Raw genomic sequence first — 26241 nt, forward strand, 5'->3', positions numbered from 1 at the left:
AGGTGGTGCGGGTCAGGCAAACGCCTGTTCCAATGCGACGCCAGCCCCGGTCAACCCGGAATACGGCGCAGTCACCAGCCACACCGGGATGCCCTTGAAGTAGTCGCTCATGCAGCCTTTGTCACTGAAGCTCCTGGCAAAACCGCTGTTGATGAAGAAGTCGGCAAACCGCGGAATCACCCCACCCACGATATACACACCACCGCGCCCACCAGTGGTCAGCACATTGTTGCCGGCTACCCGGCCCAGCCAGATGCTGAATTGATCCAACACTTCCATGGCCACCGGATCGCCCGCCAGGCCCGCCGCCGTGATGGCTTCAGGGGTGTCGAGCACCGGTGTGTGGCCATCGACCGCACAAATCGCCCGGTACAGCCGCGGCAGACCGCCACCGCTCAAGGCGGTTTCGGCGCTGACGTGGCCGATCTCGGTGTAGATATGCTGCCACAGCTGGGTTTCCCGCGGGCTGCTCAGGGGCAGGTCGACGTGGCCGCCCTCCCCCGGTAACGCCGCGTAACGACCTGCACCGAGGTCCAGCAGGGTACCGACACCCAGGCCGGTGCCCGGACCGATCACCACCGCCGGACGCAACGGTTCCGGCGTGCCAGGGCAGACCACGCGGAATTCGTCGGGTTTAAGACGCGTCATGCCCAGGGCCATGGCCGAGAAGTCATTGACCAGCAGCAGCTCATCCACCTGCAAGGCCTGGCAAAACGCAGTCTTGCTCAAGCGCCAGTGATTGTTGGTGAATTTAAATTCATCCCCGCTCACCGGCCCGGCGACCGACAGGCACACCGCACCGATGTCGCCGATTTGCAGGCCTTCTTCCTTGAGGTAGACCTTGATCGCGTCCTCAGGGCTTTGGTGATCAGCCGTGGCATGCACCCGGATCGAATGCAGTGCCTGATCTCGCCACAACGCAAAACGGGCGTTGGTACCCCCGATGTCACCGACCAGCGCTAGCTTCACTTAAGCGTCTCCAAGGCACAGGTAAAGGCGCTGGCGCCCTGCTCTGCGGAGCTTGCGGCCAAGCGCATAAATGCAAACAGCTCGCGACCGGCCCCCACGTTATTGCCCAACAGGCCCGTGGCAGGCGTGCGCGCTGCAAATTCTTCGGCGTCCACCTTAAGCTCCAAGGTGCCCTTCACGCCATCCACGCGAATGATATCGCCATCTTTGACCCGTGCCAGTGGCCCGCCGCTCTGGGCTTCGGGGTTGACGTGAATCGCGGCGGGGATCTTACCCGACGCGCCGGACATACGCCCGTCTGTCACCAGTGCGACCTTGAAACCACGGTCCTGCAGCACGCCGAGGAACGGCGTCATCTTGTGCAGTTCCGGCATGCCGTTGGAGCGCGGGCCCTGGAAGCGCATCACGGCGACAAAATCCTTTTCCAGCTGGCCGGCCTTGAACGCATCAGCCAGGTCTTGCTGATCCTGGAACACCACCGCCGGCGCTTCGACGATCTGATGCTCAGGCGCTACGGCAGAGACTTTCATGACTCCGCGGCCGAGATTGCCTTCCATCACACGCAGGCCGCCTTCCGGCGAGAACGCGCGCGCCACCGGGCGCAGGATGGTTTCGTCGAGGCTTTCGATCGGGCCATCGCGCCATACCAGCTCGCCGTCGACCAGGAATGGTTCCTGGACATAACGGCTCAGGCCCTTGCCGGCCACGGTGTTGACGTCGTCGTGAAGCAGGCCGGCTTCAAGCAGCTCGCGGATCAGGAACGACATGCCGCCCGCTGCCTGGAAGTGGTTGATGTCGGCCTTGCCGTTTGGATACACGTGGGACAGGGTCGGCACCACCTCGGAGAGGTCGGCCATGTCGTCCCAGGTGAGGATGATGCCCGCCGACATGGCGATGGCCGGCATGTGCAGGGTGTGGTTGGTGGAACCGCCCGTCGCGTTGAGCGCAACGATGGCGTTGACGATGGATTTCTCATCGACGATCTCGCCGATCGGCGTGAAGTTGCCGTTGGCCTTGGTCAAGCGCGTGACCTGGTGCGCGGCTTCGCGGGTCAGGGCGTCACGCAGCGGCGTGTACGGGTTGACGAACGAGGCACCCGGCAAATGCAGGCCCATCACTTCCATCAGCAGTTGATTGGTGTTGGCGGTGCCGTAGAAGGTGCAGGTGCCGGGGCTGTGGTAGGACTTCATCTCCGATTCCAGCAGCTCTTCGCGAGTGGCCTTGCCTTCGGCGTAGCGCTGGCGCACATCGGCCTTCTGCTTGTTGGAGATGCCCGACGGCATCGGCCCGCCCGGTACGAAAATCATCGGCAGATGGCCGTAGCGCAGCGCGCCCATCATCAGGCCGGGCACGATCTTGTCGCAGATGCCCAGCATCAGCGCCGCGTCGAACATGTTGTGGGACAGCGCTACCGCCGTGGACATGGCGATGACTTCACGGCTGAGCAGGCTCAGTTCCATGCCGGGCTCGCCCTGGGTCACGCCGTCGCACATGGCCGGGGTGCCGCCGGCGAACTGGCCGACCGAGCCGACTTCGCGTAGGGCTTTCTTTATTTGTTCCGGGAAATGTTCGTACGGCTGGTGCGCCGAGAGCATGTCGTTATATGACGAAACAATTGCCACGTTGGCGGCGTTCATCATGCGCAGGCTGTTTTTATCTTCGGTGCCGCAACCGGCCACGCCATGGGCGAAGTTGGCGCATTGCAGCTTGCCGCGCATCGGACCGTCGCTGGCTGCGCCGCGAATGAGCGCAAGGTAAGCCTCGCGAGTGGCGCGGCTGCGGGCGATAAGCCGTTCGGTGACCTCAAGGACGCGGGGATGCATGTGTAGAACTCCAGGCTAACGGATGTGGCGACCTGAGTGTCTATGCTGATCAAACGCCCGCAGCTCATGGGATGGCAGAGAGTCGTTTGGATCATCGGACCAGTTGATTCAGGTCACTCGTTGTAGATTGAACAAAATATTGCCACTAAAAAGGCTTGTTTTCTATTTTTATGCGAATAATCTTGTAATTCTTACAACAAATCGACGACAGGCACTTTCCAATGACTCTTCGTATCGCAATCAATGGTTTTGGCCGTATCGGCCGTAATGTCCTGCGCGCACTGTATACCCAAGGCTATCGCCAGGATTTGCAGATCGTCGCCATCAATGATTTGGGCGACAGCTCGATCAATGCCCACCTGCTCAAATACGACACCGTGCACGGCACTTTCGATGCAGAGGTCGCCCACGATCAGGAAAGCCTGACCGTCAATGGTGACCGGATTGCCGTCAGTGCCATTCGCAACCCGGCCGACCTGCCGTGGGCGGCGCACAAGGTCGACGTGGTGTTCGAATGCACCGGTCTGTTCACCGACCGTGACAAGGCTGCCGCCCATATTACCGCTGGTGCACGCAAGGTGATCATCTCCGCCCCGGCCAAAGGCGCGGACGCGACCGTGGTCTACGGCGTGAACCACGACATCCTGCGTCAATCCCACCAGATCATCTCCAACGCGTCGTGCACCACCAACTGCCTGGCGCCGGTCGCCCAGGTGCTGCACCGCGAATTGGGTATCGAAAGCGGCTTGATGACCACGATTCATGCCTATACCAACGACCAGAACCTGACCGACGTCTACCACACCGACCCGTACCGCGCGCGTTCGGCCACCCAGAACATGATCCCAAGCAAGACCGGCGCCGCCGAAGCGGTGGGCCTGGTGCTGCCGGAGCTGGCAGGCAAGCTGACCGGCATGGCCGTGCGTGTACCGGTGATCAACGTGTCGCTGGTGGACCTCACCGTGCAGTTGAAGAAAGACGCCACTGCCGACGAAGTCAACGCACTGCTCAAGGAAGCCAGCCAACACTCGAAGATCCTCGGCTATAACACCCTGCCGCTGGTCTCCAGTGACTTCAACCATAACCCGCTGTCGTCGATCTTCGATGCCAACCACACCAAGGTCAGCGGCAAGTTGCTGAAAGTGCTGGCCTGGTATGACAACGAGTGGGGCTTCTCGAACCGCATGCTGGATAACTGCCTGGCTTTGTGTAACGCCGAATAACGCCCTTTGTGGAATGGCTTTTGTGGGAGGGGGCTTGCTCCCGATGACGGGGTATCAGTGATGAATGCATCGACTGACACACTGCATCGGGAGCAAGCCCCCTCCCACACTGGCCCCATGTAGGCTCACAGAAATAGCCACTTGCCATTTGAGTTGATGATAAGCATTATCATTAACTGCAAATCGGTCTGGTATCACTGTGAGCCAATCTCGCTTCAACCAAGTCTTTCTCACCCAACGGGTGATTCTGCTACGCACCTTGCAGCGGATGGTGAATAACCACAGCACCGCCGAGGACCTGTTGCAGGAAACCTACCTGCGCGTCACCCGGGCCCTCAGCGAGCGGCCGATCGATCACCTCGAACCCTTCGTCTACCAGACCGCGCGCAACCTAGCGCTGGATCATCTGCGTTCGCGCAGGGTTCAGGCGCGCACCCTGCAGGAAGATGTGCCACTGGACATCCTGCAAAGCGTCGCCGCCCCCATCAGCACCCCCGAAGACGCCACCCAGGCCGAGCAATTGCTTGAGCACCTGAGCATCAGCCTCGGCCAGTTGAGCGCGCGCCAGCAGCAGATTTTCATCCTCAGCCGCCTGCACGGTTGCAGCTACCAGGAGATCGCCGATCAGTTGGACGTGTCCTTGAGCACCGTGCAAAAGGAACTGAAATTGATCATGGCCATTTGTGTAGGTGTGGCCGAAAGACTGGATCGGCCTTAAGCTTCAGCCGACGAAATTGTCGACCCAAGCTGTAGGAAAGATGAATAAAACGTGGCGAAGACCCGAGGAACACCGTGACGGACCCGAATAAACTGCGCCCCCATGAGCTGGCTCATGAGGTGTTGCAAGACACGGCTATGGACCAGGCCCTCGACTGGCTGATCGTCTTGCAGTGCCCAGCGCCCGGGCAGCGGGCCGAGTTCGAAGCCTGGCTGGCCCAAGACCCCGCCCACGTCCACGCCTTCGGCAAGGCCCAGGCCGCCTGGGGTGGCGCGCCGGTACACAGCGCCGCCGTCGCCCTGGCCGCGCCGCGCAAACCCAGGGGCTGGCGCCGGATCAAGCCGCACTGGAAACCGCTGGCCACCGCCGCCGTGCTGTTGATCGGCCTGTTCAGCTTCAGCAACCTGCCGGTACGCCTGCAAGCCGACCATCTCACGGTGGTGGGCGAACGCCAGCGCCTGCAATTGGACGATGGCTCGAAAGTGTTGCTGAACACCAATTCGGCGTTTTCCAGCAGCATCAAGGACCACCAGCGCATCGTCCGCCTGTACCAGGGCGAAGCCTTTTTCGAAATCATGCCCGGCCATGGCCTGCCCCTGGAAATCGACGCCGGCCCCGTGCGCGCCAGCGTGCGTGATACCGCCTTCGCCGTGCGCTACCTCAACGGCGAAGCCCAGGTGCAGGTGCAGCGCGGCGATGTCGACCTGAGCAACACCTTCGACGATGCCCGCGTGCGCCTGAGTGCCGGCGAAAGCATCCGCATCGGGCCCAAGGGCTTTGGCCAACCGGCCCGGCTGGATGCCAGCAAGGACCTGGCCTGGGTGCAAGGCCGGCTGATTTTCGAAAACTGCCCGATGAGCGAAGTGCTCGCCGAGCTGCGTCGCTACTACCCCGGCTGGATCGTCAACACCAACGACAAGCTCGCCAGCGTTGCCGTCACCGGCAACTACCGCCTCGACCAACCCCTGGATGTGGTGCGCTCCCTGGCCCACATCACCTCAGCCACATTGTCGGAATACCCCGCGCTGGTGATTTTGAACTAAATGAGAATTATTTTTACTCGATAGCCTTCGGCGGTACGTCTCGTCTTAGCCAATGCAACTGATTCCTATTTGGTTCGGTTCGCAACTATAAGATTCGTACCTTCCGGAGCGCTCTCGATGTCCTCTCGTTTCAACCGCCGGTCCTCCTCCCCCGTGCTGTCCTTGCTGACCGCCGCCATCCTGCTGGCCGGTTCGCCAGTGATGGCCGCCACTGCCGCCGAACCTGCCGCCCGCAACCACGGCAACTACAGCTTCAGCATCGAGCAACAGCCACTGGTTTCGGCGCTGAACGCCTTTACCAGCGTGACCGGCTGGCAAGTCGGCCTGCCCGCCGAGCTGGGCCAGGGTGTGTCGTCCCCTGGGGTGCGCGGCGCCCTGTCGCCGGAGAAAGCCCTGGACCGGCTGTTGGTGGGGACCAACCTGAGCTACCGCAAGCTGGGCAACAACAACATCGTCCTGGAAAAGCGCACGGCGGGCAGCACCCTCAACCTGCAACAGGTGACCATCAGCGCCACCCGTAACGCGCAGGATGTGAACAGCGTACCCAGCACCGTCAGCGTGCATGATCGCGAAGAACTGGACCGCCAGAACGTCAACACCATCCGTGATCTGGTGCGCTACGAGCCGGGCGTCTCGGTCGGCGGCGCTGGCACCCGTGCCGGCAATGCCGGGTTCAACATCCGCGGGATCGACGGCGACCGCATCCTCACCCAGGTGGACGGTGTGGAAGTGCCCGACAACTTCTTCAACGGCCCCTACGCCAAGACCCGCCGCAACTACGTCGACCCGGAGATCGTCAAGCGCGTCGAGATCCTGCGCGGCCCGGCCTCGGCCCTCTACGGCAGCAGCGCCATCGGCGGTGCCGTGAGTTACTTCACCCTCGACCCGGACGACATCATCAAGCCCGGCCAGGACGTCGGCGCACGCCTGAAGACCGGCTACAGTTCCGCCGACAAAAGCTGGCTGACCTCCGGCACCGTCGCCGGCCGCGTGCAGGACTTCGATGGCTTGCTGCACCTGAGCCAGCGCAATGGCCATGAGACCGAATCCTACGACGGCAACAACGCCACCGGCCTGGCCCGTACCGGCGCCAACCCCGAGGACGCGCGCACCACCAACATCCTGGCCAAGCTCGGCTGGAACTATGGCGATGACAACCGCCTGGGCCTGACCTATGAGAAGTACAAGGATGATCGCGACGTCAACCTGAAGAACGCGGTGGGCGGCCCGTTCATCGGCGGCCGAGGCTTCAACCTGTACCGTGATCGCCGTGGTAACGACACCATTACCCGCGAACGTTTCGGCCTGGAAAACAGCTTCGCCCTTGAGTCGCCGATTGCCGACCGGATCAAGACCAGCCTCAACTACCAGATCGCCAAGACCGACCAGACCACTGCCGAGATCTATCAGTCAGGTCGTCGTGTCCTGCGTACCCGCGACACGCTGTACCAGGAAAAACAGTGGATTTTCGATGCTCAGTTGGACAAAGCGTTCAGCCTCGGTGAAACCGATCACCAAGTGACCTACGGCACCACCCTCAAGCAGCAGAAAGTCACCGGCTCGCGCGAGGGCGGCGCGACCTGTGTGGCCGTCGGCAGTGGCTGCACCGCCATCGGCGCGCCCAGCCCGATTGCCACTGACAGCGTGAAAAAGTCCAGCGACTTCCCCGACCCGACCATCAACACGTATTCGCTGTTCGCACAGGACCAGATCAGCTGGGACAAATGGACCTTCCTGCCCGCCGTGCGCTACGACTACACCCAGCTCAAACCCAAGCTGACCCAGGCGTTCCTCAACACCGTCAACCCGACAGGCGCGGACCCGGTGAGCGACAAGGAAAAAACCTGGCACCGTGTGACACCCAAGTTCGGCCTGACTTACGCCCTGACGGATCAATACACCTGGTTCGGCCAATATGCCGAAGGTTTCCGTACGCCATCCGCCAAGGCGTTGTACGGCCGCTTTGAAAACCTCAACCTGGGCTACACCGTCGAGCCCAACCCCGACCTCAAGCCAGAAACCAGCAAGGGCATCGAAACCGGGATTCGCGGCAAATTTGACGAGGGATCCTTTGAAGTCGCCGTGTTTTACAACAAGTACCGCGATTTTATCGATGAGGACAACGCCGTCGTCGGCGGCACGGTCGAACAGTTCCAGGCCATCAATATCAAGCGCGCCACCATCAAGGGGGCCGAAGCCAAAGGGCGCCTGAACCTGGATGCATTCGGCGCCCCGCAGGGCCTCTACACCCAGGGTTCGGTGTCCTATGCCTACGGTCGTAACGACGATAACGGCGAGCCGCTGAACAGCGTCAACCCGCTCAAGGGCGTGTTTGGCCTGGGCTACGACCAGGACAACTACGGTGGTCTGTTGAGCTGGACCCTGGTGAAAAAGCAGGATCGCGTCGACAGCAGTACCTTCCACGCGCCGGACGGCGACACCAGCGGCCCCTTCAAGACCCCGGGCTTCGGGGTTGTCGACCTGACTGCCTTCTACAAGGTCACCAACGACGTGACCATCAACGGCGGCCTCTACAACCTCACCGACAAGAAATACTGGAACTGGGATGACGTGCGCAGCTACGACAGTGTCGGCGAAGCCGCTGTGACCGGTCCGGCCAACCTCGACCGCTTGACTCAGCCGGGCCGCAACGTTGCGATCAACCTGATCTGGGACATCTGACGACACCCGACTCACCTCGTCGAAATTTCAGCGACGAGGTGAGGATTTTTTACTGTGCCGCGTCTTCTTGTTCGTCTAGTTGATAACAGCTCTCTTTAGGGCAACAAGGCGCTCCCCTTCCCAAGGACTTTTTCATGACCGCTTCTTCTACCGCAGAACGCCCAAGCCTGCGCTCCCAGCGCCTGAACCAGATCACCCACGAGCCGCACACCAAGCTGGATGCGCTGGTCAAGGCTCACGCCCCGTTTGAAACCCAGGCCAACTTCGCCCGTTTCGTGGTCGCGCAGTACCTGTTCCAGTCGGAACTGGTGGCCCTGTACAACGATGCCGAACTGATCAAGATCGTGCCTGACCTGGCCGAACGCTGCCGCGCCGAGGCCGCCAGGCTGGATCTGGCAGACCTGGATACAGAAGTGCCAGCACCGGTCCCCGGCGCGCTGAAGAACCCAAGCAAGGCCGAGGCCCTGGGCTGGTTGTTCGTGTCCGAAGGTTCCAAGCTGGGCGCTGCGTTCCTGATCAAGCGCGCCGTAGGCCTGGGCCTGAGCGAAACCTTCGGTGCCCGCCACCTGGGTGAGCCGGCCGGTGGTCGCGCCGAAGGCTGGAAAAGCTTCACTCGCACCCTGGATGCGTTGCAATTGAGCGCCGAGGAAGAAGCCGCAGCGGAAAAAGGCGCGGTGGATGCGTTTGTACGCTTCACCGTGTTGCTGGAACAGGCGTACGCTAGCGCCCCTGAACTGGCCTGATCGCCCACATTGAAATGCAACCGACTGTGGGAGGGGGCTTGCCCCCGATGGCGGAGGGCCAGGTACCTATTTGTTGGCTGATGCACCGCTATCGGGAGCAAGCCCCCTCCCACATTTAAACCGCATTTCAATGCCGACTCTTTTGTTATCCCCTACTTTGCACACACCATGACCCGCAAACCCCAATCCACCTCGAAAATCGCACAGATCCTCTTCGGCCTGCTGGCCTACGTCAGCCTGGGCATCGGGCTGGTGGCGATTGTGGTGCCGGGTTTGCCCACCACCGAGTTCATCCTCCTGGCCGCCTGGGCCGCGACCAAAAGCTCACCGCGCCTCAGTGCCTGGCTGGAAAACCACCGCCTGTTCGGACCGATCCTGTTCAACTGGCGCAACGGCAGGATCATCGCGCGCCGGGCCAAAGTCAGTGCCACCGTGAGCATGCTGCTGTGCGCCATCCTGATGCTGGTGATGCTCGACCACGGCTGGCCGATCTACCTGGCGATTGCCGGGATGAGCCTGGGCAACCTGTGGATCTGGTCACGCCCGGAACGGCTCGCACAGCCCGTGTGACGCCGGCTGTAGCCGCTTTCCTACCGCCCATCGCCTATCTCTCATGAATTGATTTGTTACGCCGATGTTTCAGACATAGCGCTGAATGGACTTGGCCCTGGATTGCATGCATTTCCACACGCCCATTCGCGAGTGAACCTATGTTCGACACCCTCTCCATACGTTTGAAAATCGTGCTGCTGTCCGGGCTATGTCTGCTGGGCGTAATAGCGTTGATCATCAGCATCAACCTTTACGAAACCAACCAGAACGACCATCTGATCAGCGATTCAAGCTCGCGAATGCTCACCAGCAGCGTGCAGAACCTGCTGCAAGCCAAGGCAGCGGAGCAAGCCGTGCTGCTGCGGAAAACCTTTGGTGAAAATCTTACCGTGATCACCGCCATCGCCGATCAGGTCAAAGACCTGCGCAACCTGGCCACCAAGCGCTCGCTGGACCCCGGCGCCTTGCGTGAAGAACTCAACCAGAGCCTGAAAACCACCTTCGAACGCAACAGCAAAGTGCTCGGCATCTGGCTGGCGTTCGAGCCCAATGGCCTGGACGGCAAGGACAGCGAGTTCGCCAATGACAAGACCCGCGCGTCCAATGAAAAAGGCCGCTTCTCCAGCTACTGGAACCGCGTCGGTGGTGAACCCTTGAACACCATCATGCTCGAGGAAGACCTGACCAAGACCACCCTCAACCTCAGCGGAACGCCCTATAACATTTGGTACACCTGCCCCCGGGACACCCGAAGCACCTGCCTGCTGGACCCATATGAAGACACGGTGACCGGCACACCGGTACTGATGACCACCATTTCCTTGCCGATGATCGTGGACGGGAAAGTCATTGGCGTGGTCGGTGTCGATATCGCCCTCAACACCCTGCAAGCCAGCACGGACGCCGCGCAAAAAGAGCTGTTCGACGGTGCGGCACACCTTGAGATCATTTCCAGCAACGGCCTGATTGCGGCCTACAGTGGCGAACCCGCCAAGGTTGGAAAAAACCTGGTCGACACCCTCGGTGCAGAAGGCAAGGAGATCGTGCAACTGCTCGCCAGTGGCAGCTATGTCAACCGCGAACAAGGCGACACCATCCGCGCGGTTTACCCGGTCAAGCCCATTGCCGATGCCAAAGCCTGGGGCGTAGTGATCAAACTGCCCAAACACGTGATGCTTGCCGACAGCACGAAACTTCAAGGCGTGCTCGACGCAGCCCAGGCCAGCGGCACCCTCAAGGCCCTGCTGGTCGGCGCCGCCGCCGGCCTGCTCGGCTTGCTGCTGATCTGGCTCACCGCCACCGGCGTGACCCGTCCGATCAACAGCGTGGCCGCCATGCTCAAGGACATCGCCAGCGGCGACGGCGATCTCACCCAGCGCCTGGCCTATGCCAAGAAAGATGAACTGGGCGAGTTGGTGAACTGGTTCAACCGCTTCCTCGATAAGCTGCAACCGACCATCGCGCAGATCAAGCAAAGCATCACCGAAGCCCGTGGCACGGCTGACCAGTCCTCGGCCATCGCACGCCAGACCAGCGAAGGCATGCAGGTGCAGTTCCGCGAAATCGACCAGGTGGCCACGGCGTCCAACGAAATGAGCGCCACCGCCCATGACGTCGCCAACAGCGCCTCCAATGCCGCCAGCGCGGCACGCGGCGCCGATCAGTCGGCCCGTGAAGGCATGTCGATCATCGAGCAGAGCACCCGCGACATCACCACCCTCGCCGAAGAAGTCAGCAAAGCGGTGGGCGAAGTCGAAGCCCTGGCGGTCAATAGCGAGCAGATCGGTTCAGTCCTGGAAGTGATCCGCAGCATTGCCGAGCAAACCAACCTGCTGGCGCTCAACGCGGCGATCGAAGCCGCACGCGCCGGGGAAAGCGGCCGGGGGTTTGCGGTGGTGGCAGACGAAGTGCGCAACCTGGCCAAGCGCACCCAGGATTCCGTGGAGGAAATCCGCCTGGTGATCGAACGCATCCAGAGCGGCACCCGTGGCGTGGTGGCAACCATGCACTCGAGCCAGAGCCAGGCCCAGAGTAACGCCGGGCAGATCCATCAAGCCGCGCAGGCCCTGGGCAAGATCAGTGATGCGGTGACGGTGATCAGCGACATGAACCTGCAAATCGCCAGCGCCGCCGAGCAGCAAAGCGCCGTGGCCGAAGAGGTCAACCGCAACGTCTCGGCGATCCGCACCGTGACCGAAACCCTCACCGGCCAGGCCACCGAATCGGCGGCCATCAGCAGCCAGCTCAATGCGTTGGCCAGCCAGCAGATGAAACTCATGGATCAATTCAAGGTGTAAGACACACCAATGGTCAAATGTGGGAGGGGGCAAGCCCCCTCCCACATTTTGATCGCCTACTGCTTAGAGACCCGTCCAGGCCTTCACAAACGCCGCCACATCTTCCTTCGGCGCCGTACGCGGCGGGTTCTGCGGTGTACCCAAATAAAGGAAGCCAATCACCTCCTCATCCGCCGTCAGCCCCAGGCCTTTGGCCACGTGGGCCGAATAGGACAACTCACCCGTGCGCCACACCGCACCAATCCCCTGGGCATAGGCCGCCAGCAGAATGCCGTGGGCCGCGCAGGCGGCTGCCAACAGTTGTTCAGACTTGGGCACCTTGAAGTGCTCCTGCAGGCGGGCAATCACCACCACCACCAGCGGTGCACGCAGCGGGCCGTTCTGGGCCTTTTCGATGACAGCCTGGGGAGCATCGGCGTCCTGCAAACGGGCGGCTTCGGCCAACAGCGTGCCCATCTGCTCACGGGCGGCACCTTCCACGGTGAGGAAACGCCAAGGGCGCAGTTGGCCGTGGTCGGGCGCACGCATGGCTGCGGCGAACAGCACATCGCGCTGCTCCTGGGTCGGTGCCGGTTCCAGCAAACGCGGCACGGAAACACGGTTGAGCAAAGCGTCGAGAGCCTGCATTGGCCACCTCCAGAAAAAAATGTGCGGTCATTCTAGCGGGAATGAATCGGGATGCCACCAAACGATAATTGCTCTTATTCAATCCGCCCCGCCCTGTTAGACTTTGCGACCTTATTTCCAGCCTTCGTCCGGGAAACTCGATGTTTCGTTCGCTTTTTCGCCTGTGCGCAGCGTTGATGGCCTTGAGCCTGGCCGCCTGCGACGACGCCCCACGCTTCACCAAGGCCGAGCCGGGTGAATCGCGAGCGGGCGGCGCGACGACGGTGAACAAGCGCGACCAGAATGCGTTTTCCCTGCCCTCGGCCAACCTGTCGCCCACGCGCCGCCTGGATTTCAGCGTGGGCAACAGCTTCTTTCGCAGCCCCTGGGTGATCGCGCCGTCCACCACCACCGCCCGGGATGGCCTGGGCCCGCTGTTCAATACCAACGCCTGCCAGAACTGCCATATCAAGGACGGCCGTGGCCACCCGCCGCTGCCCGACGCGGCCAATGCGGTGTCGATGCTGGTGCGCCTGTCGATTCCCCTGTCTACCCAGGACCAGGCGCCCTACGCCAAGCTCATCGAGCAAGCCGGGGTGGTGCCCGAGCCCGTCTACGGCGGGCAATTGCAGGACATGGCCGTGCCCGGCGTCGAACCAGAAGGCAAGGTGCGCGTCGACTACACGCCGGTCAACGTCACCTTTAAGGACGGCACCGTCGTCGAGCTGCGCAAGCCCGACCTGCAAATCACCCAGCTCGGCTATGGCCCGATGCATCCGGACACGCGCTTCTCCGCACGCATCGCCCCGCCGATGATCGGCCTGGGCCTGCTCGAAGCCATCAGCGACGCGGACATCCTGCGCAATACCGACCCGAAGACCGCCGACAAGGAAGCCCTCGTCGGCAGGGCGAATCGGGTCTGGGATGACGCCGAGCAAACAACCGTACTCGGGCGTTTTGGCTGGAAAGCCGGGCAACCCAATCTCAATCAACAAAATGTTCACGCGTTCTCTGGTGATATGGGCCTCACCACCTCCCTGAGACCCTTCGATGACTGCACCGACGCCCAAGTCGCCTGCAAACAGGCACCCAACGGCAATGGCCCCGATGGCGAGCCGGAAGTCAGCGACAACATCCTGCGCCTGGTGCTGTTCTATACGCGCAACCTGGCCGTGCCCGTGCGCCGCGACGTCGACACGCCGCAGGTGCTGGCCGGGAAAAACCTGTTCTACCAGGCCGGTTGCCAGGGTTGCCATAAACCGACGTTCACCACCGCCGGAAATGCCGCCGAACCCGAGTTGGCCAACCAGGTGATTCGCCCCTACAGCGACCTGCTGTTGCACGACATGGGCCCAGGCCTGGCCGACAACCGCACGGAATTCAAGGCCGGTGGCCGCGACTGGCGCACGCCGCCGTTGTGGGGCATCGGCCTGACGCAGACCGTCAGTGGTCATACCCAGTTCCTGCATGACGGCCGCGCCCGCAACCTGCTCGAAGCCGTGTTGTGGCACGGCGGCGAAGCACAAGCGGCGCAGCAGCATGTGTTGTCCTTCAATGCCGAGCAGCGCGCTGCGTTGCTGGCGTTCCTGAATTCTTTATAAGCTTCGCCCCAATTACAGAAGGGAGCTCGACATGTTCCGTCCCAAGTTGTTGTTCACCAGCCTGGCCGCCCTCGCCCTGGGTGCCTGCTCGCCACAAGACCCGCAAGCCGTGACCTCGGCGGCGATCGCCAAGCAAGTGATCCTGCCGACCTACAGCCGTTGGGTCGAAGCCGACCGCCAGTTGGCCGTCAGCGCCCTGGCCTACTGCCAGGGCAAAGAAAGCCTGGACACCGCCCGCGCCGACTTCCTCCACGCGCAAAAAGCCTGGGCCGAGTTGCAACCGCTGCTGATCGGCCCACTGGCCGAGGGCAACCGCTCGTGGCAGGTGCAGTTCTGGCCGGACAAGAAGAACCTGGTGGGCCGCCAGGTCGAGCAACTGGTCGCCGCCCAGCCGCAGATCGACGGTGCCGCACTGGCCAAGTCCAGCGTGGTGGTGCAGGGCCTGTCGGCCTACGAATACATCCTCTACGACGCCAGGACCGACATCGCCGACGATGCGCAGAAAGCCCGTTACTGTCCGCTGCTGGTGGCCATTGGTGAGCGCCAGAAAGCCCTGGCCGAAGAGATCCTGGCCAGCTGGAACAGCACCGACGGCATGCTCGCGCAGATGAGCAAGTTTCCGAACCAGCGCTACGCTGATTCCCACGAAGCCATCGCCGATCTGCTGCGCGTACAAGTGACCGCACTGGACACCCTGAAGAAAAAACTCGGCACGCCCATGGGCCGCCAGACCAAGGGCATCCCGCAGCCGTTCCAGGCCGATGCATGGCGCAGCCAGTCGTCCCTGCAAAGCCTGGAAGCCAGCCTCGCCGCCGCCCAGACCGTGTGGGTGGGCGTGGACAACAAGGGCCTGCGTGGTTTGCTGCCGGCGGATCAGAAGCCATTGGCCGACAAGATCGACGCGGCCTATGCCGCCGCGCTGAAACTGTTCGCCAGCAACCAGCGCACCCTCAACGAACTGTTGAACGATGACGCCGGACGCCAGCAGCTCAACGACATCTACGACAGCCTCAACGTCGTCCACCGCCTGCACGAAGGCGAGCTGGCCAAGGCGCTGGGGATCCAACTGGGCTTCAATGCCAACGACGGTGACTGATGATGCTCAGGCGACAGGCTTTGGCGATCGGCAGCGTGCTGCTCAGCGCACTCACGTTGGGTGGCTGGACGCTGTTCAAAGGGAAAGACAGGGGCCCGCTGCTGCTGTCGGCGCGCGATGATGCAGACGGCAAGCACTATGCCGTGGGCTTTCAGCTGGACGGCAAGCAGGTGTTTGCCACCCAGGTCGGCCAGCGCTGCCACGACATCATCAACCACCCGACACTGCCGATTGCGCTGTTTGTTGCCCGCCGCCCAGGCACCGAGAGTTACCTGATCGACCTGCGCGATGGCGCGCTGTTGCAAACCCTCACCTCGAACGCCAACCGCCACTTCTACGGCCATGCGGTTATCCACAAGAGCGGCAATTGGCTGTACGCCACCGAAAACGACACGTCAGACCCCGGCCGTGGCCTGCTCGGTGTGTACAAGTTCGAAGGCGAGCGCCTGGTGCACAGCGGCGAGATCTCCACCCATGGCATCGGCCCGCACCAGGTGTCGTGGATGCCCGACGGCGAAACCCTGGTGGTAGCCAACGGCGGCATTCGCACCGAAGCCGAAAGCCGCGTGGAGATGAACCTCAACGCCATGGAACCGAGCCTGGTGCTGATGCACCGTGACGGCACGCTGATCAGCAAGGAAACCCTCGGCCAGCAGATGAACAGCGTGCGCCATATGGGCATCGCCAGCGATGGCACCCTTCTCACCGGCCAGCAGTTCATGGGACCGTCCCAGGAGCGCTCCGAGTTGCTGGCGATCAAGCGCCCGGGCCAGCCGTTCGTGGCGTTCCCGGTGGCCGATGAGCAGTTGCAGGCCATGGGGCATTACACCGCCAGCGTCGCCGTGCACAGCGAGTTGCGCCTGGTGGCGTTGACCGCACCCCGTGGTAACCGCTTCTTTATCTGGGACATGGACACCGCCGAGCTGCGCCTGGATGGACCGTTGCCCGATTGCGCAGGCGTCGGCGCAGTGGCGGACGGGTTTGTCGTCACTTCGGGCCAGGGCCGTTGCCGCTACTACGATTGCCGCCAGAAACAGCTGGTCGCCAAACCGTTGGAATTACCGGCGGGGCTCTGGGATAACCACCTGCATCTGATCTGACCTGCGTAGATACCGTCTATCCAACACCGCCCCCCGTAGCAGCTGTCGAGCCTTGGCGAGGCTGCGTCGGCCGCGACTCGAGCCTGAATCGGCAGCGCGCCTGACGCAGCCTCGCTTGCGCTCGGCAGCTGCTACGGATTTGCGCGGTGTTGGATAAGACGGTATCTACGGATTTGCGATAAGACGGTATCTACGGGGGTGAGGCTCTTGTAGCAGCCGCGTTGCGAGTAAGGTTGGAAGGTAAAAAAAAGGGCCTCGCATCGCAAGGCCCTTCTTCGGGGGTTTGAATCGTTTCAACTCTGCGGCCTCATCCCTTGGGACATCCCAAACATGAACAACAGCAACTCATGATCAGGCTTGACCGCCGCACTCGCCTTGGCGACGCGGGGCAACAGGCATTGCCCGCCCCCTTGCACCGCACTGAGCACCTGTGTGCGAGGTTGCTCCCATGCGGCCAGGGCCAGGGCCGCAATGCCCATCGCCCCGACCAGGAACAAACCTCGTGCTATTTCTAGCTTCATTTGGTTAAACCCTTGATAGCGCTGCCAAACGCCGTCTGGTAAAAGTAGCTGAGTTTTTCCCAGTCGGTGCTGTTCCACGACGAATGGCGACGCAACTGCAACATGTCATGGGAGGCTGCCCGATAAGCGGTCAAGCGCTGGCGGCATTTCTCGAAGTCCAGCAGCGCCACTTCCACCTGGGCCGAGTCGCCCTCGCCCGTCACCCGCACGAAAATATGCTTGATGTACAGGCAACCGTGCTGCCAGCGGCCCTTGTGCATGCGGGCCAGGGTGGCAGCCAACTCCTTGAGCAAGCGCTCGTGCACCTGCTCGCCATACTCTTCGCGACCACCGGCGGCGTACCAGTTTTCAATTTCGTCGAAGCCGTCTAGGGCGGCGGTTACCAGCAGCGCCTTCCAGTGGTGCTCGGGGTCACGACGCGCCTCACAAAAGACCATTTCGGGCACGCGAACATCCAGCAGTCGCAGGCCCCTGAGGGCATCACGCTCGCGCAGCACCGTGGGGCGTCCGAACGGGTGCAGCCAACTGCGGTAGATATGGCCCGTTTGGCGCTTGCTGTAGAGCAAACGGCCATTGGCAGTCATTACACGCTGTACACCACTTTCACCGCCACGCCGGCGATTGGGCTCTTCGACCCATTCGCCTTGCTGACGCCAGAAATAATCGAAGCGTTCTTCGGGAGCTACGTGACTGCCTGCTACGCACTCAACTGCCATCCTGTTACCTCTTGCGCAATACATACACCCGCCACATGGCGTACAGCGGTATGAAGTCCAGGGATTCCTGAACACGGAATCCGGCTTGCTCGAACTCTGCTTCAACAGTAGCAGCCGGTAACACAAATCTGTTCTGGTAACCTTCCTGCTCACCTGTCTTGCGACGCTTTCCTTCCAGACGCTTGCGTTTCCAGGCTTTGAAATTGCCATCGACCCACAGCGAAATGATCACGCTGTCACGGGTAACCCGCTGAAACTCCCGCAGAATTGCCTGACGGTGCGCCGGATCACCAATGTGGTGGAGCAGGCGCATACAGAAAATGCTGTCGACTGAGTTATCCGGCAAATCGATATCGAAGGCAGATGTCTGCAAGGGTCGTACCCTTTTCACCACTTCTGCGGGCTGGGCGGCCATCGCGACCTTCAACATGGAGGCCGAATTGTCGGCGCCGATGATCACACGGTTGGGTTTTTCCGCCAGCAGCGGCCAGAAACGCCCGGCGCCACACGGCAGGTCCAGCACCAGGCCAGGCTCGCCGGCCATCGCCAACGCGCCACGGGCCAGTTGCTCGTCGCGTTTGTGGGACAACCGGCGAGCCAGATTGTCCTGATGCTTGAGCAAATATTCGTGGGCGTGCTGATCGTCGTACTTTTCGGAAAATTCGAGCTTGATCGGGGTAGGCATCAACGGATCTCCAGTTGCTGATGCCTACAACCTTAAGCAGCGTCCTGTGATCAACAGGTCAACCCCTTGTGAAAAACTTGTCCTGTCCAATCTCATATATTTCAAGACTTTACAGATACAAGCAATATCATGGGGCCATCTTCGCCGAATTACGGGGATCTCTGGCAGGATAACGGCAGCGGGAACGTTCAGGCGTTGACCTGACTCAACTGGACATGAAAGCGACAGCCATTGGGCTCCACGGTGCTGAGGGTAACGCTCCAGCCCTGGTTCTCGCAGATGCGCTGGACCAGTGACAAACCCAACCCCAGACCCTCGCCGCGCTTCTCACTGCCGCGGACGAACGGCTCGAACATCGCTTCGCGCTTGTCTTCGGGAATGCCGACGCCGCTGTCTTCCACCACAAACCCGGTCGGCTCCAGGGTCAGCCGGATGAAGCCGCTTTCGGTGTAATGCAGGGCATTGCGCAACAGGTTGCCCATCACGGCATGCAGGAAGGTCGCGTTGTAGCGCGTATCCAGCGGGTCGCCCGGCTGGTAGATCAACTCCAGGCCCTTGTGTTCGATGGGCTCGCGCCAGATGCCGAGCAGATCATCAGCGACCTGGGACAGATTGGCCCTAGGCGACATGCTCCCGTCATCATGCTGAGCCCGGGCCAGCATCAGGAAGGTTTGCACCAGTTCGCGCATTTCTTCGCAGGCCCGGGCGATTCGCTCGACCTGGTTACGCCCACGCTGATCGATAGCCGGGTTTTCCAGCAACAGTTCGCAGGAACTGGCCAGCACCATCAAAGGCGTGCGCAGTTCGTGGCTGACATCGCTGGTGAACAACTGCTCGCGGGACAACGCCTGGCGCAGGCGCCCCAGCGTGGCGTCGAAGGCCACCGCCAGCTCACCCACTTCGTCGGCCGCGTAGTCCGGTGCCAGGGGCGGCGCCAGGCCCAGCAACTGGTCGCGGTGCCGCACCTGGCGGGCCAGGCGCACCACCGGCGCCATCACTTTACGGGCCAGCACCCAGCCGAGGAATACCGCCAGCGCCAGGCTGAGCACGAAGCCCACCAGCACCACGGCAAACAGCACGCGCTCGCGCTCTTCGAAATCGCTTTGATCCTGCAGCAGCACATAGCGCCGACCGTCGACCACTTCTACCATGGCGTGGTACGACAACGCCTCACGAAACACCTCATGAAACCCTGGTTCCAGATGCCGCAGGTCCTTGGGCAATTCAAAATCCCCGGGGCCACCGCTGAAGTAAAACAGCTGGTCGGGCTCGGGCCGGTGCCGCCAGTCCTCGACGGTGTCCATCAGCAGCAGGCGCTGCAGGTCACCGCCCAAGCCTGCCGAGATCAACTTCTCTTCCACCAGGTGCACGGTGGCGACGATGCCCATGGCGAAGGCCCCCGCCACCAACGCACTCATCAAGGCAAAGGCGATGATGATCCGCTGGGCAAGGCTTTGCTTAAACTCCATCACGGCCCTCGGCCAAGCGGTAACCCACACCATGCACGGTTTGCAGCAACGGCTTGGCGAACGGCTTATCGATCACCTGGCGCAACTGGTGGACATGGCTGCGCAGGCTGTCGCTGTCCGGGCAGTCATCGCCCCACAGCGCCTCTTCCAGCACTTCCCGACGCAATACGTGGGGACTTTTCTGCATCAAGACCGCGAGCAGCTTCAGGCCGACCGGGTTGAGCTTGAGCAGGCGCCCTTCGCGGGTCACTTCCAGGGTATCGAGGTCGTAATTCAGATCAGCCACTTGCAGGGCGCGGCGACCGCCACCTTGGGCACGGCGCAGCACCGCTTCGATGCGCGCAGCCAGTTCCGACAGGGCAAACGGTTTGAGCAAATAGTCATCGGCGCCGGACTTGAAGCCCTGCAGCCGGTCATCCAACTGGTCGCGAGCGGTGAGCATGATCACCGGCGTGTCACGGCGCGCGTCCTCACGCAGGCGTTTGCACAAGGTGTAGCCATCGATGCCAGGCAGCATGATGTCGAGCACGATCAAGTCGTAATGCTCGGTCGCGGCCAGGTGCAGGCCCGACAAACCGTCCTGCGCACAGTCCACGGTGTAGCCTTTTAGCCCCAGGTAGTCGGCCAGGTTGGCCAGAATATCGCGGTTGTCTTCAACCAGTAGAATTCGCATGGGCAGTGTCTCCGTACGCGGTAACGGCCGTGTTGGCTCGCGCAGCTTAAGGCCAAGTGTGGCTCAGGGATAGAGCGGAAAGGCGTGCCAATATAGGTTTTCAACCGATTCAGCCTACCAACGAGTTTTTCACTATAGCTTCACAAACTGACTACAGTGTCAGGCAGAAGATCGCCCCCCATTGATATAAGGAACATGGACATGGGGTTGCTCAAGACGGCGCCAATGCGCTATTTGCTGTTGGTAACCGGTGCCTGGCTGGTTATTTTCCTGCTCACTCGTGGCGTGCTGCTCATCACCCATTTGGATGAAGTCGGCGGCAACCTGTTGCCGGTGTTTGGCGTGGGCCTGCTGTACGACCTGGGTTTCCTGGCGTATGCGGCACTGCCGCTGGGTCTGTATTTGCTGCTGTGCCCGCCCGTGCTGTGGCGCCGTCGCGGTCACCGCTGGTTCCTGCAGGCCGTGCTCACCGTCAGCCTGTTCGCCATGCTGTTTACCTCGGTGGCCGAGTGGCTGTTCTGGGATGAATTCGGCGTGCGCTTCAACTTCATTGCCGTCGATTACCTGGTGTACTCCGACGAGGTGTTGAACAACCTGCTCGAGTCCTACCCGATCGGCAAACTGCTGAGCCTGCTCGCCATGCTGGCGATTGTCTTGAGCCTGGCCTTGCGCAAGCCGTTCAATGCGGCGATGAGCGCCCCACTGCCGCCGATGCGCGGTCGCCTGGTGAATGCCCTGGCCCTGTTGGTGATTGCTGGCCTCAGCCTGCAGCTGATCAGCCAGGACAGCCCGCGAGCCCTGGGTGGCAACGCCTACAAGAACGAACTGGCCAGCAATGGTCCGTATCAGTTTTTTGCCGCATTCCGTAACAACGAACTGGATTACCCACAGTTCTACAAAACCCTGCCGACTGAGGTTATCGCCACGCAACTGCGTGCAGAGCTGAGCGAACCCAACGCCCGCTTTATCGGCCAGGACCCGCTGGATATCCGCCGCGCCATCACCAATCCGGGCACGCCGCGCAAACCCAATGTCGTGCTGGTGACCATCGAAAGTTTCAGCGCCAAGTACATGGGCAGCAACGGCGACGAGCGCAACCTCACGCCTAACCTGGATGCGCTGCGTAAACAGAGCCTGTATTTCAATAATTTCTATGCCACCGGCACTCGCACCGACCGTGGCCTGGAGGCGATCACCCTGGCGATTCCACCCACGCCCGGGCGCTCGATCGTCAAGCGCATCGGTCGTGAAAGCGGCTTCGCCAGCCTGGGGCAACAGCTCACGGCCGTCGGTTACGACAGCGTGTTTGTGTACGGCGGGCGCGGGTACTTCGATAACATGAACGCGTTTTTCAGCGGCAACGGTTATCGCGTCGTGGACCAGAGCAGCGTGCCCGAGTCAGAAATCTCGTTCAAGAACGCCTGGGGCATGGCTGACGAGGACCTGTATAACCAAACCCTGAAACTGGCCGACATCGACTACGCCAAGCAGCAGCCCTTTTTGCTGCAACTGATGACCACTTCCAACCACCGCCCCTACACCTACCCGGATGGGCGTATCGACATCAAATCCGGGAATGGCCGCGACGGCGCGGTGAAATACACCGACCACGCCATCGGCCAATTCCTGGAAGCCGCCCGCCAAAAACCCTGGTTCGATAACACGATCTTCATCTTCGTCGCCGACCACACCGCCGGCAGCGCAGGCAAGGAAGACCTGCCCATCACCAACTACCAGATTCCGCTGTTCATCTATGCGCCCAAGCTGATCGACGCACGGGAAAGCGCACAACTGGCCAGCCAGATCGACCTGGCGCCCACGCTGCTGGGCCTGCTCAACCTGAGCTACGAATCCACCTTCTTTGGTCGCAACCTACTGCAAGACAACCCACTGCCACCTCGGGTGGTGCTCGGCAACTACCAGCACCTTGGCCTGTTCGACGGCAAGGACCTGGCCATTCTCAGCCCACGCCTGGGCCTGCGCCGCCACGACCAGGCCCTGGGTAAGAGCCAGGAGTTGCGGGTCGGCAGCGATGACCCGTTGATCCAGCGGGCGATCACCTACTACCAGGCCGCCAGCTATGACTTCAAACAACAGTTACTGAGCTGGAGAGCGCCCAAGGAAGAGGCCCCGGCACTGAGCACGCGCTAACCAAAACGCCCCGTACAGGTCAGTACGGGACGTTTTTCACCAGGGTCCACCATGGGAACCACCCCCGCCGTCCCCGTCTCCAAACCTCTCAACCTATGGCTCTGCCTGGGCATCCCCGGCGGCGCTGCGCTCCTGTTGCTGCTGCTGGAGCTGACCTCGCTGGACATGAACCTCGCCAAGCTGTTCTACAACGGCGCGGAGGGCGGCTTCATCGGGCGTTACAGTTTCTTCCTCGAAGACATCCTGCATGATCGTGCCAAACAGTTGGTCATCCTGTTCTCGGTCCTGGCGATCCTGGGATTTGCCGGCACGTTTATTCTCCGACGGCTCAAACCCTATCGTCGTGAACTGGGCTGCCTGGTGCTGTCACTCGGGCTGGCGACCGCGTTTGTCGCTCCGCTGAAAACCATCACCGGCGTCCAGTGCCCGTGGAGCGTCCAGGAATTCGGCGGTCAGGAAACCTACAGCAAACTGCTGAGCCCTCGCCCGCCCACCGATAAACCCGGGCGCTGCTGGCCAGGCGGTCATGCCGCCACCGGGTTCGCCTTGTTCGCCCTGTTTTTTGCACTGCGTGACCGGCAGCCGCGCCTGGCGCGCTACGCATTCATCTTCGCCGTCGGCTTGGGCAGCGTTTTTTCCGTCAGCCGTATGATGCAAGGCGCGCACTTCTTTTCCCATAACGTGTGGACGGCAATTTTCTGCTGGCTGATCTGCCTGGGGCTGTATTGCCTGTTGCTGTACCGGCCATCCAAGCGCGCGGCGCCCACCTGAGCCCAAGCCGCCGCCCACAAAAAAGCCCCGCCTGCATCACTGCAGGCGGGGCTTTTTCAGTACAGGGGTAAGGCTGGCTTACATCATGCCGCCCATGCCACCCATGCCGCCCATGTCTGGCATACCGCCGCCAGCCGAGCCTTCAGCCTTTGGCTTGTCAGCGATTGCAGCTTCGGTGGTCAGGATCAGACCACCGATGGAGGCTGCGGCCTGCAGCGCGGAACGAGTCACCTTGGTAGGGTCCAGGATGCCCATTTCGATCATGTCGCCATAGACGCCAGTCGCAGCGTTGTAACCGTAGTTACCTTTGCCGTTCTTGACTTCGTTGACCACAACACTTGGCTCGTCGCCGGAGTTGGCAGCGATCTGACGCAGCGGTGCTTCAACCGCACGACGCAGCACAGCGATACCGACGTTCTGGTCAGCGTTGTCGCCGGCCAGGTTGGTCAGGGCTTCCAGGGCACGGATCAGCGCGACGCCACCGCCAGGTACCACGCCTTCTTCGACGGCTGCGCGGGTTGCGTGCAGGGCGTCTTCAACGCGGGCTTTCTTCTCTTTCATTTCAACTTCGGAACCCGCGCCAACCTTGATCACTGCAACGCCGCCGGACAGCTTGGCCAGGCGCTCTTGCAGTTTTTCACGGTCGTAGTCCGAAGACGTCTCGGCAACCTGGGCACGGATCTGAGTGATGCGCGATTGGATGTCGCCGTCAACGCCAGCACCGTCAACGATGATGGTGTTTTCCTTGGAGATAGTCACGCGCTTGGCGCTACCCAGGTTTTCCAGGGTGGCGCTTTCCAGGCTCAGGCCGATCTCTTCGGAGATAACGGTACCGCCGGTCAGGACGGCAATGTCCTGCAGCATGGCCTTGCGACGGTCGCCGAAGCCTGGAGCCTTGACGGCTGCGACTTTAACGATGCCACGCATGTTGTTCACAACCAGGGTCGCCAGGGCTTCGCCTTCAACGTCTTCGGAAACGATCAGCAGTGGGCGGCCGGCTTTGGCAACGGCTTCCAGCACTGGCAGCATTTCGCGGATGTTGGAAATCTTCTTGTCGACCAGCAGGATCAGCGGGCTGTCCAGCTCGGCAACCATGGTTTCCGGCTTGTTGACGAAGTACGGGGACAGGTAGCCACGGTCGAACTGCATGCCTTCGACAACCGACAGTTCGTTTTCCAGGCCAGTGCCTTCTTCAACGGTGATCACGCCTTCTTTACCGACTTTTTCCATGGCTTCGGCAATGATGTCGCCGATGGAGCTGTCGGAGTTGGCGGAGATGGTGCCTACCTGGGCGATAGCCTTGGTGTCGGCGCAAGGCTTGGACAGGTTTTTCAGCTCAGCGACGATGGCGATGGTGGCCTTGTCGATGCCGCGCTTGAGGTCCATCGGGTTCATGCCGGCAGCAACGGCCTTGTAGCCTTCGTTGACGATCGCCTGAGCCAGAACGGTGGCGGTGGTAGTACCGTCGCCTGCGTCATCGTTGGCACGGGAGGCAACGTCTTTGACCAGCTGCGCGCCCATGTTTTCGAAACGGTCTTCCAGTTCGATTTCTTTGGCGACGGAAACGCCGTCCTTGGTGATGGTCGGAGCGCCGAAGCTCTTCTCGATGATCACGTTACGGCCTTTCGGGCCCAGGGTCGCTTTTACTGCGTCAGCCAGGATGTTGACACCGGTGAGCATTTTCTTACGGGCGGAATCGCCGAATTTAACTTCTTTAGCAGCCATGATCGATATTCCTTAAATACTTTGTAGTAACGGGAAAATGAGCGGGGAAATCAGTCTTCCAGAACGGCGAGAATCTCGTTCTCAGCCATAACCAGCAGGTCTTCGCCGTCGACTTTCACAGTGTTGCTGCCGGAGTAAGGGCCAAATACAACCTTGTCACCGACTTTAACGGCCAGCGCACGTACGTCACCGTTTTCCAGAGTCTTGCCTGGGCCTGCAGCGACGATCACACCGTGGTTGGCTTTTTCAGCAGCCGAACCTGGCAGAACGATACCGCCAGCGGTTTTCTTTTCTTCTTCGCTGCGACGGATTACGACGCGGTCGTGCAGAGGACGAAGCTTGCTCATTGTCGATCTCTCCTAATTGTGTTTTTCATCGGCCGGTATCGATACCGGCGGGTTGTATTCCGGCAGTGCCGGTCGCGGTTCGCTGGGCGAAACACGGAAGTCTGTCCGGTGTCGCCACCAGAAACCTTGCGGTGACCGTTACATAAGGGCGCATAAGCTTATTACAAGGGGCCGGCGATGATTTTTTTTGCGTCTGCCAGCCTATAAAAGGAACACGGCACCCGAAGGTGCCGTGCCAGTGAAGCGGTTATTTGCTGTCGCGGTGTTCGAACTCGCCTTCGATCACGTCGCCTTCTCGCCCCAACGGTTGGCGCGGAGCCGGGCCGCCACGGGGTTGCAGGTCGTCGGCGAACGCACGTTGGCGAATAGCGGCCTCTTCGGCGCGCTGGCGCATCTTGCCCGCCAGCAATTTGCGGGTGAACGGCAGCAGCATCACCAGGCCCACTACGTCGCTGATAAAGCCCGGCAGGATCAACAGGCCGCCCGCCAACGCCATCATCAGGCCTTCGAGCATGGTCTGGGCCGGCAGTTCGCCGCGGTTCAGGCTCTCACGGGCACGCAGCGCCGTGGCCAGGCCGGCGACGCGCAGCACCAGGACGCCGAGCATCGAGCCGAGAATGATCAGCAACAGGGCCGGGAAAAACCCGATCGCACCGCTGACTTGAACGAATACGAACAGCTCCAACACCGGGAACAGCAGAAAGAGCAATAAAAAAGGGCGCATCAAAAG

Annotated in this window: 23 protein-coding genes; 12 read left to right on the forward strand and 11 right to left on the reverse strand. The window is 61.4% G+C overall.

What is annotated here, in order from left to right; genetic code table 11:
• Positions 1-12: 12 nt before the first annotated feature.
• A complete protein-coding gene (locus F6S08_RS25540; RefSeq protein ID WP_065925865.1) occupies positions 13-969 on the reverse strand; it encodes a glucokinase in 957 nt (318 codons plus the stop codon).
• A complete protein-coding gene (gene edd, locus F6S08_RS25545) occupies positions 966-2792 on the reverse strand; it encodes a phosphogluconate dehydratase (protein ID WP_027605498.1) in 1827 nt (608 codons plus the stop codon). Before edd ends, F6S08_RS25540 begins: the two co-directional genes overlap by 4 nt.
• A gap of 221 nt (positions 2793-3013) precedes the next feature.
• Here edd and gap point away from each other — a divergent pair, with 221 nt between their 5' ends.
• From gap to F6S08_RS25580, 7 genes are all read left to right on the forward strand, one after another.
• Entirely contained in the window at positions 3014-4015 is a 1002-nt protein-coding gene (gene gap / locus F6S08_RS25550) for a type I glyceraldehyde-3-phosphate dehydrogenase (protein WP_065925864.1), read from the forward strand.
• Between the two features lie 199 nt (positions 4016-4214).
• Positions 4215-4733, forward strand: a complete 519-nt coding sequence (locus tag F6S08_RS25555; RefSeq protein WP_065925863.1) for an RNA polymerase sigma factor — start codon at positions 4215-4217, stop codon at positions 4731-4733.
• Positions 4734-4807: 74 nt separating this feature from the next.
• Positions 4808-5776, forward strand: coding sequence for a FecR family protein (locus tag F6S08_RS25560; RefSeq protein ID WP_074847553.1), 969 nt, complete (start codon positions 4808-4810; stop codon positions 5774-5776).
• Between the two features lie 117 nt (positions 5777-5893).
• Positions 5894-8458 carry a TonB-dependent receptor gene (locus tag F6S08_RS25565; RefSeq protein WP_315872505.1) on the forward strand — a complete coding sequence of 855 codons (2565 nt, stop codon included), beginning with the start codon at positions 5894-5896 and terminating at the stop codon, positions 8456-8458.
• A 134-nt stretch (positions 8459-8592) separates the two neighbouring features.
• Positions 8593-9201, forward strand: coding sequence for a biliverdin-producing heme oxygenase (locus F6S08_RS25570; protein WP_137212824.1), 609 nt, complete (start codon positions 8593-8595; stop codon positions 9199-9201).
• 168 nt (positions 9202-9369) lie between these two features.
• On the forward strand, positions 9370-9771 hold the full coding sequence (locus F6S08_RS25575; protein ID WP_027605492.1) for a YbaN family protein: 402 nt from the start codon (positions 9370-9372) through the stop codon (positions 9769-9771).
• 140 nt (positions 9772-9911) lie between these two features.
• Positions 9912-12050, forward strand: a complete 2139-nt coding sequence (locus tag F6S08_RS25580; protein ID WP_065925024.1) for a methyl-accepting chemotaxis protein — start codon at positions 9912-9914, stop codon at positions 12048-12050.
• A gap of 63 nt (positions 12051-12113) precedes the next feature.
• Here F6S08_RS25580 and F6S08_RS25585 read toward each other — a convergent pair whose 3' ends face one another.
• A complete protein-coding gene (locus F6S08_RS25585) occupies positions 12114-12677 on the reverse strand; it encodes an NAD(P)H nitroreductase (protein WP_065925023.1) in 564 nt (187 codons plus the stop codon).
• 140 nt (positions 12678-12817) lie between these two features.
• Between F6S08_RS25585 and F6S08_RS25590 the strand changes: the two genes are divergently transcribed.
• The 3 genes from F6S08_RS25590 to F6S08_RS25600 are packed head-to-tail and all read left to right on the forward strand — an operon-like array spanning position 12818 to position 16453.
• A complete protein-coding gene (locus F6S08_RS25590; RefSeq protein WP_315872506.1) occupies positions 12818-14257 on the forward strand; it encodes a di-heme oxidoredictase family protein in 1440 nt (479 codons plus the stop codon).
• A 31-nt stretch (positions 14258-14288) separates the two neighbouring features.
• Complete coding sequence (locus tag F6S08_RS25595) at positions 14289-15353, forward strand: imelysin family protein (protein WP_065947898.1); 1065 nt, start codon at positions 14289-14291, stop codon at positions 15351-15353.
• Positions 15354-15355: 2 nt separating this feature from the next.
• Positions 15356-16453 (forward strand): DUF1513 domain-containing protein, encoded by a 1098-nt coding sequence (locus F6S08_RS25600; RefSeq protein ID WP_315872532.1) that lies wholly within the window; start codon positions 15356-15358, stop codon positions 16451-16453.
• Between the two features lie 293 nt (positions 16454-16746).
• Here the strand turns inward: F6S08_RS25600 and F6S08_RS25605 are convergent, their stop codons facing one another.
• From F6S08_RS25605 to colR, 5 genes are all read right to left on the reverse strand, one after another.
• Positions 16747-16974, reverse strand: a complete 228-nt coding sequence (locus F6S08_RS25605) for a hypothetical protein (protein WP_027605486.1) — start codon at positions 16972-16974, stop codon at positions 16747-16749.
• A complete protein-coding gene (locus tag F6S08_RS25610; protein WP_065925020.1) occupies positions 16971-17690 on the reverse strand; it encodes a lipopolysaccharide kinase InaA family protein in 720 nt (239 codons plus the stop codon). Before F6S08_RS25610 ends, F6S08_RS25605 begins: the two co-directional genes overlap by 4 nt.
• A gap of 4 nt (positions 17691-17694) precedes the next feature.
• On the reverse strand, positions 17695-18375 hold the full coding sequence (locus tag F6S08_RS25615; RefSeq protein WP_065925019.1) for a class I SAM-dependent methyltransferase: 681 nt from the start codon (positions 18373-18375) through the stop codon (positions 17695-17697).
• A 188-nt stretch (positions 18376-18563) separates the two neighbouring features.
• Entirely contained in the window at positions 18564-19844 is a 1281-nt protein-coding gene (locus F6S08_RS25620; RefSeq protein WP_065925018.1) for a sensor histidine kinase, read from the reverse strand.
• Positions 19834-20517, reverse strand: coding sequence for a two-component system response regulator ColR (gene colR, locus F6S08_RS25625; protein ID WP_027605482.1), 684 nt, complete (start codon positions 20515-20517; stop codon positions 19834-19836). The genes F6S08_RS25620 and colR overlap by 11 nt, the downstream gene beginning before the upstream one ends.
• A 201-nt stretch (positions 20518-20718) precedes the next feature.
• On the opposite strand from colR, the gene F6S08_RS25630 reads away from it, so the two are divergent.
• Both F6S08_RS25630 and F6S08_RS25635 read left to right on the forward strand, forming a co-directional pair.
• Entirely contained in the window at positions 20719-22668 is a 1950-nt protein-coding gene (locus F6S08_RS25630; protein ID WP_315872507.1) for an LTA synthase family protein, read from the forward strand.
• A gap of 51 nt (positions 22669-22719) precedes the next feature.
• Positions 22720-23439 carry a phosphatase PAP2 family protein gene (locus tag F6S08_RS25635; RefSeq protein ID WP_065925016.1) on the forward strand — a complete coding sequence of 240 codons (720 nt, stop codon included), beginning with the start codon at positions 22720-22722 and terminating at the stop codon, positions 23437-23439.
• A gap of 78 nt (positions 23440-23517) precedes the next feature.
• On the opposite strand, the gene groL is transcribed toward F6S08_RS25635, so the two are convergent.
• The 3 genes from groL to F6S08_RS25650 all read right to left on the reverse strand — a co-directional run bounded on the left by groL (position 23518) and on the right by F6S08_RS25650 (position 26235).
• On the reverse strand, positions 23518-25164 hold the full coding sequence (groL, locus tag F6S08_RS25640) for a chaperonin GroEL (RefSeq protein WP_065925015.1): 1647 nt from the start codon (positions 25162-25164) through the stop codon (positions 23518-23520).
• Between the two features lie 50 nt (positions 25165-25214).
• Complete coding sequence (gene groES, locus F6S08_RS25645; RefSeq protein ID WP_003175874.1) at positions 25215-25511, reverse strand: co-chaperone GroES; 297 nt, start codon at positions 25509-25511, stop codon at positions 25215-25217.
• A gap of 247 nt (positions 25512-25758) precedes the next feature.
• Positions 25759-26235: an FxsA family protein gene (locus tag F6S08_RS25650; RefSeq protein ID WP_024077215.1), complete on the reverse strand. Its 477-nt coding sequence runs from the start codon at positions 26233-26235 to the stop codon at positions 25759-25761.
• Positions 26236-26241: the final 6 nt, after the last annotated feature.

It is taken from the genome of Pseudomonas sp. JV449 (genome assembly GCF_032424295.1).
Taxonomy (GTDB): Bacteria; Pseudomonadota; Gammaproteobacteria; order Pseudomonadales; family Pseudomonadaceae; genus Aquipseudomonas; species Aquipseudomonas marginalis.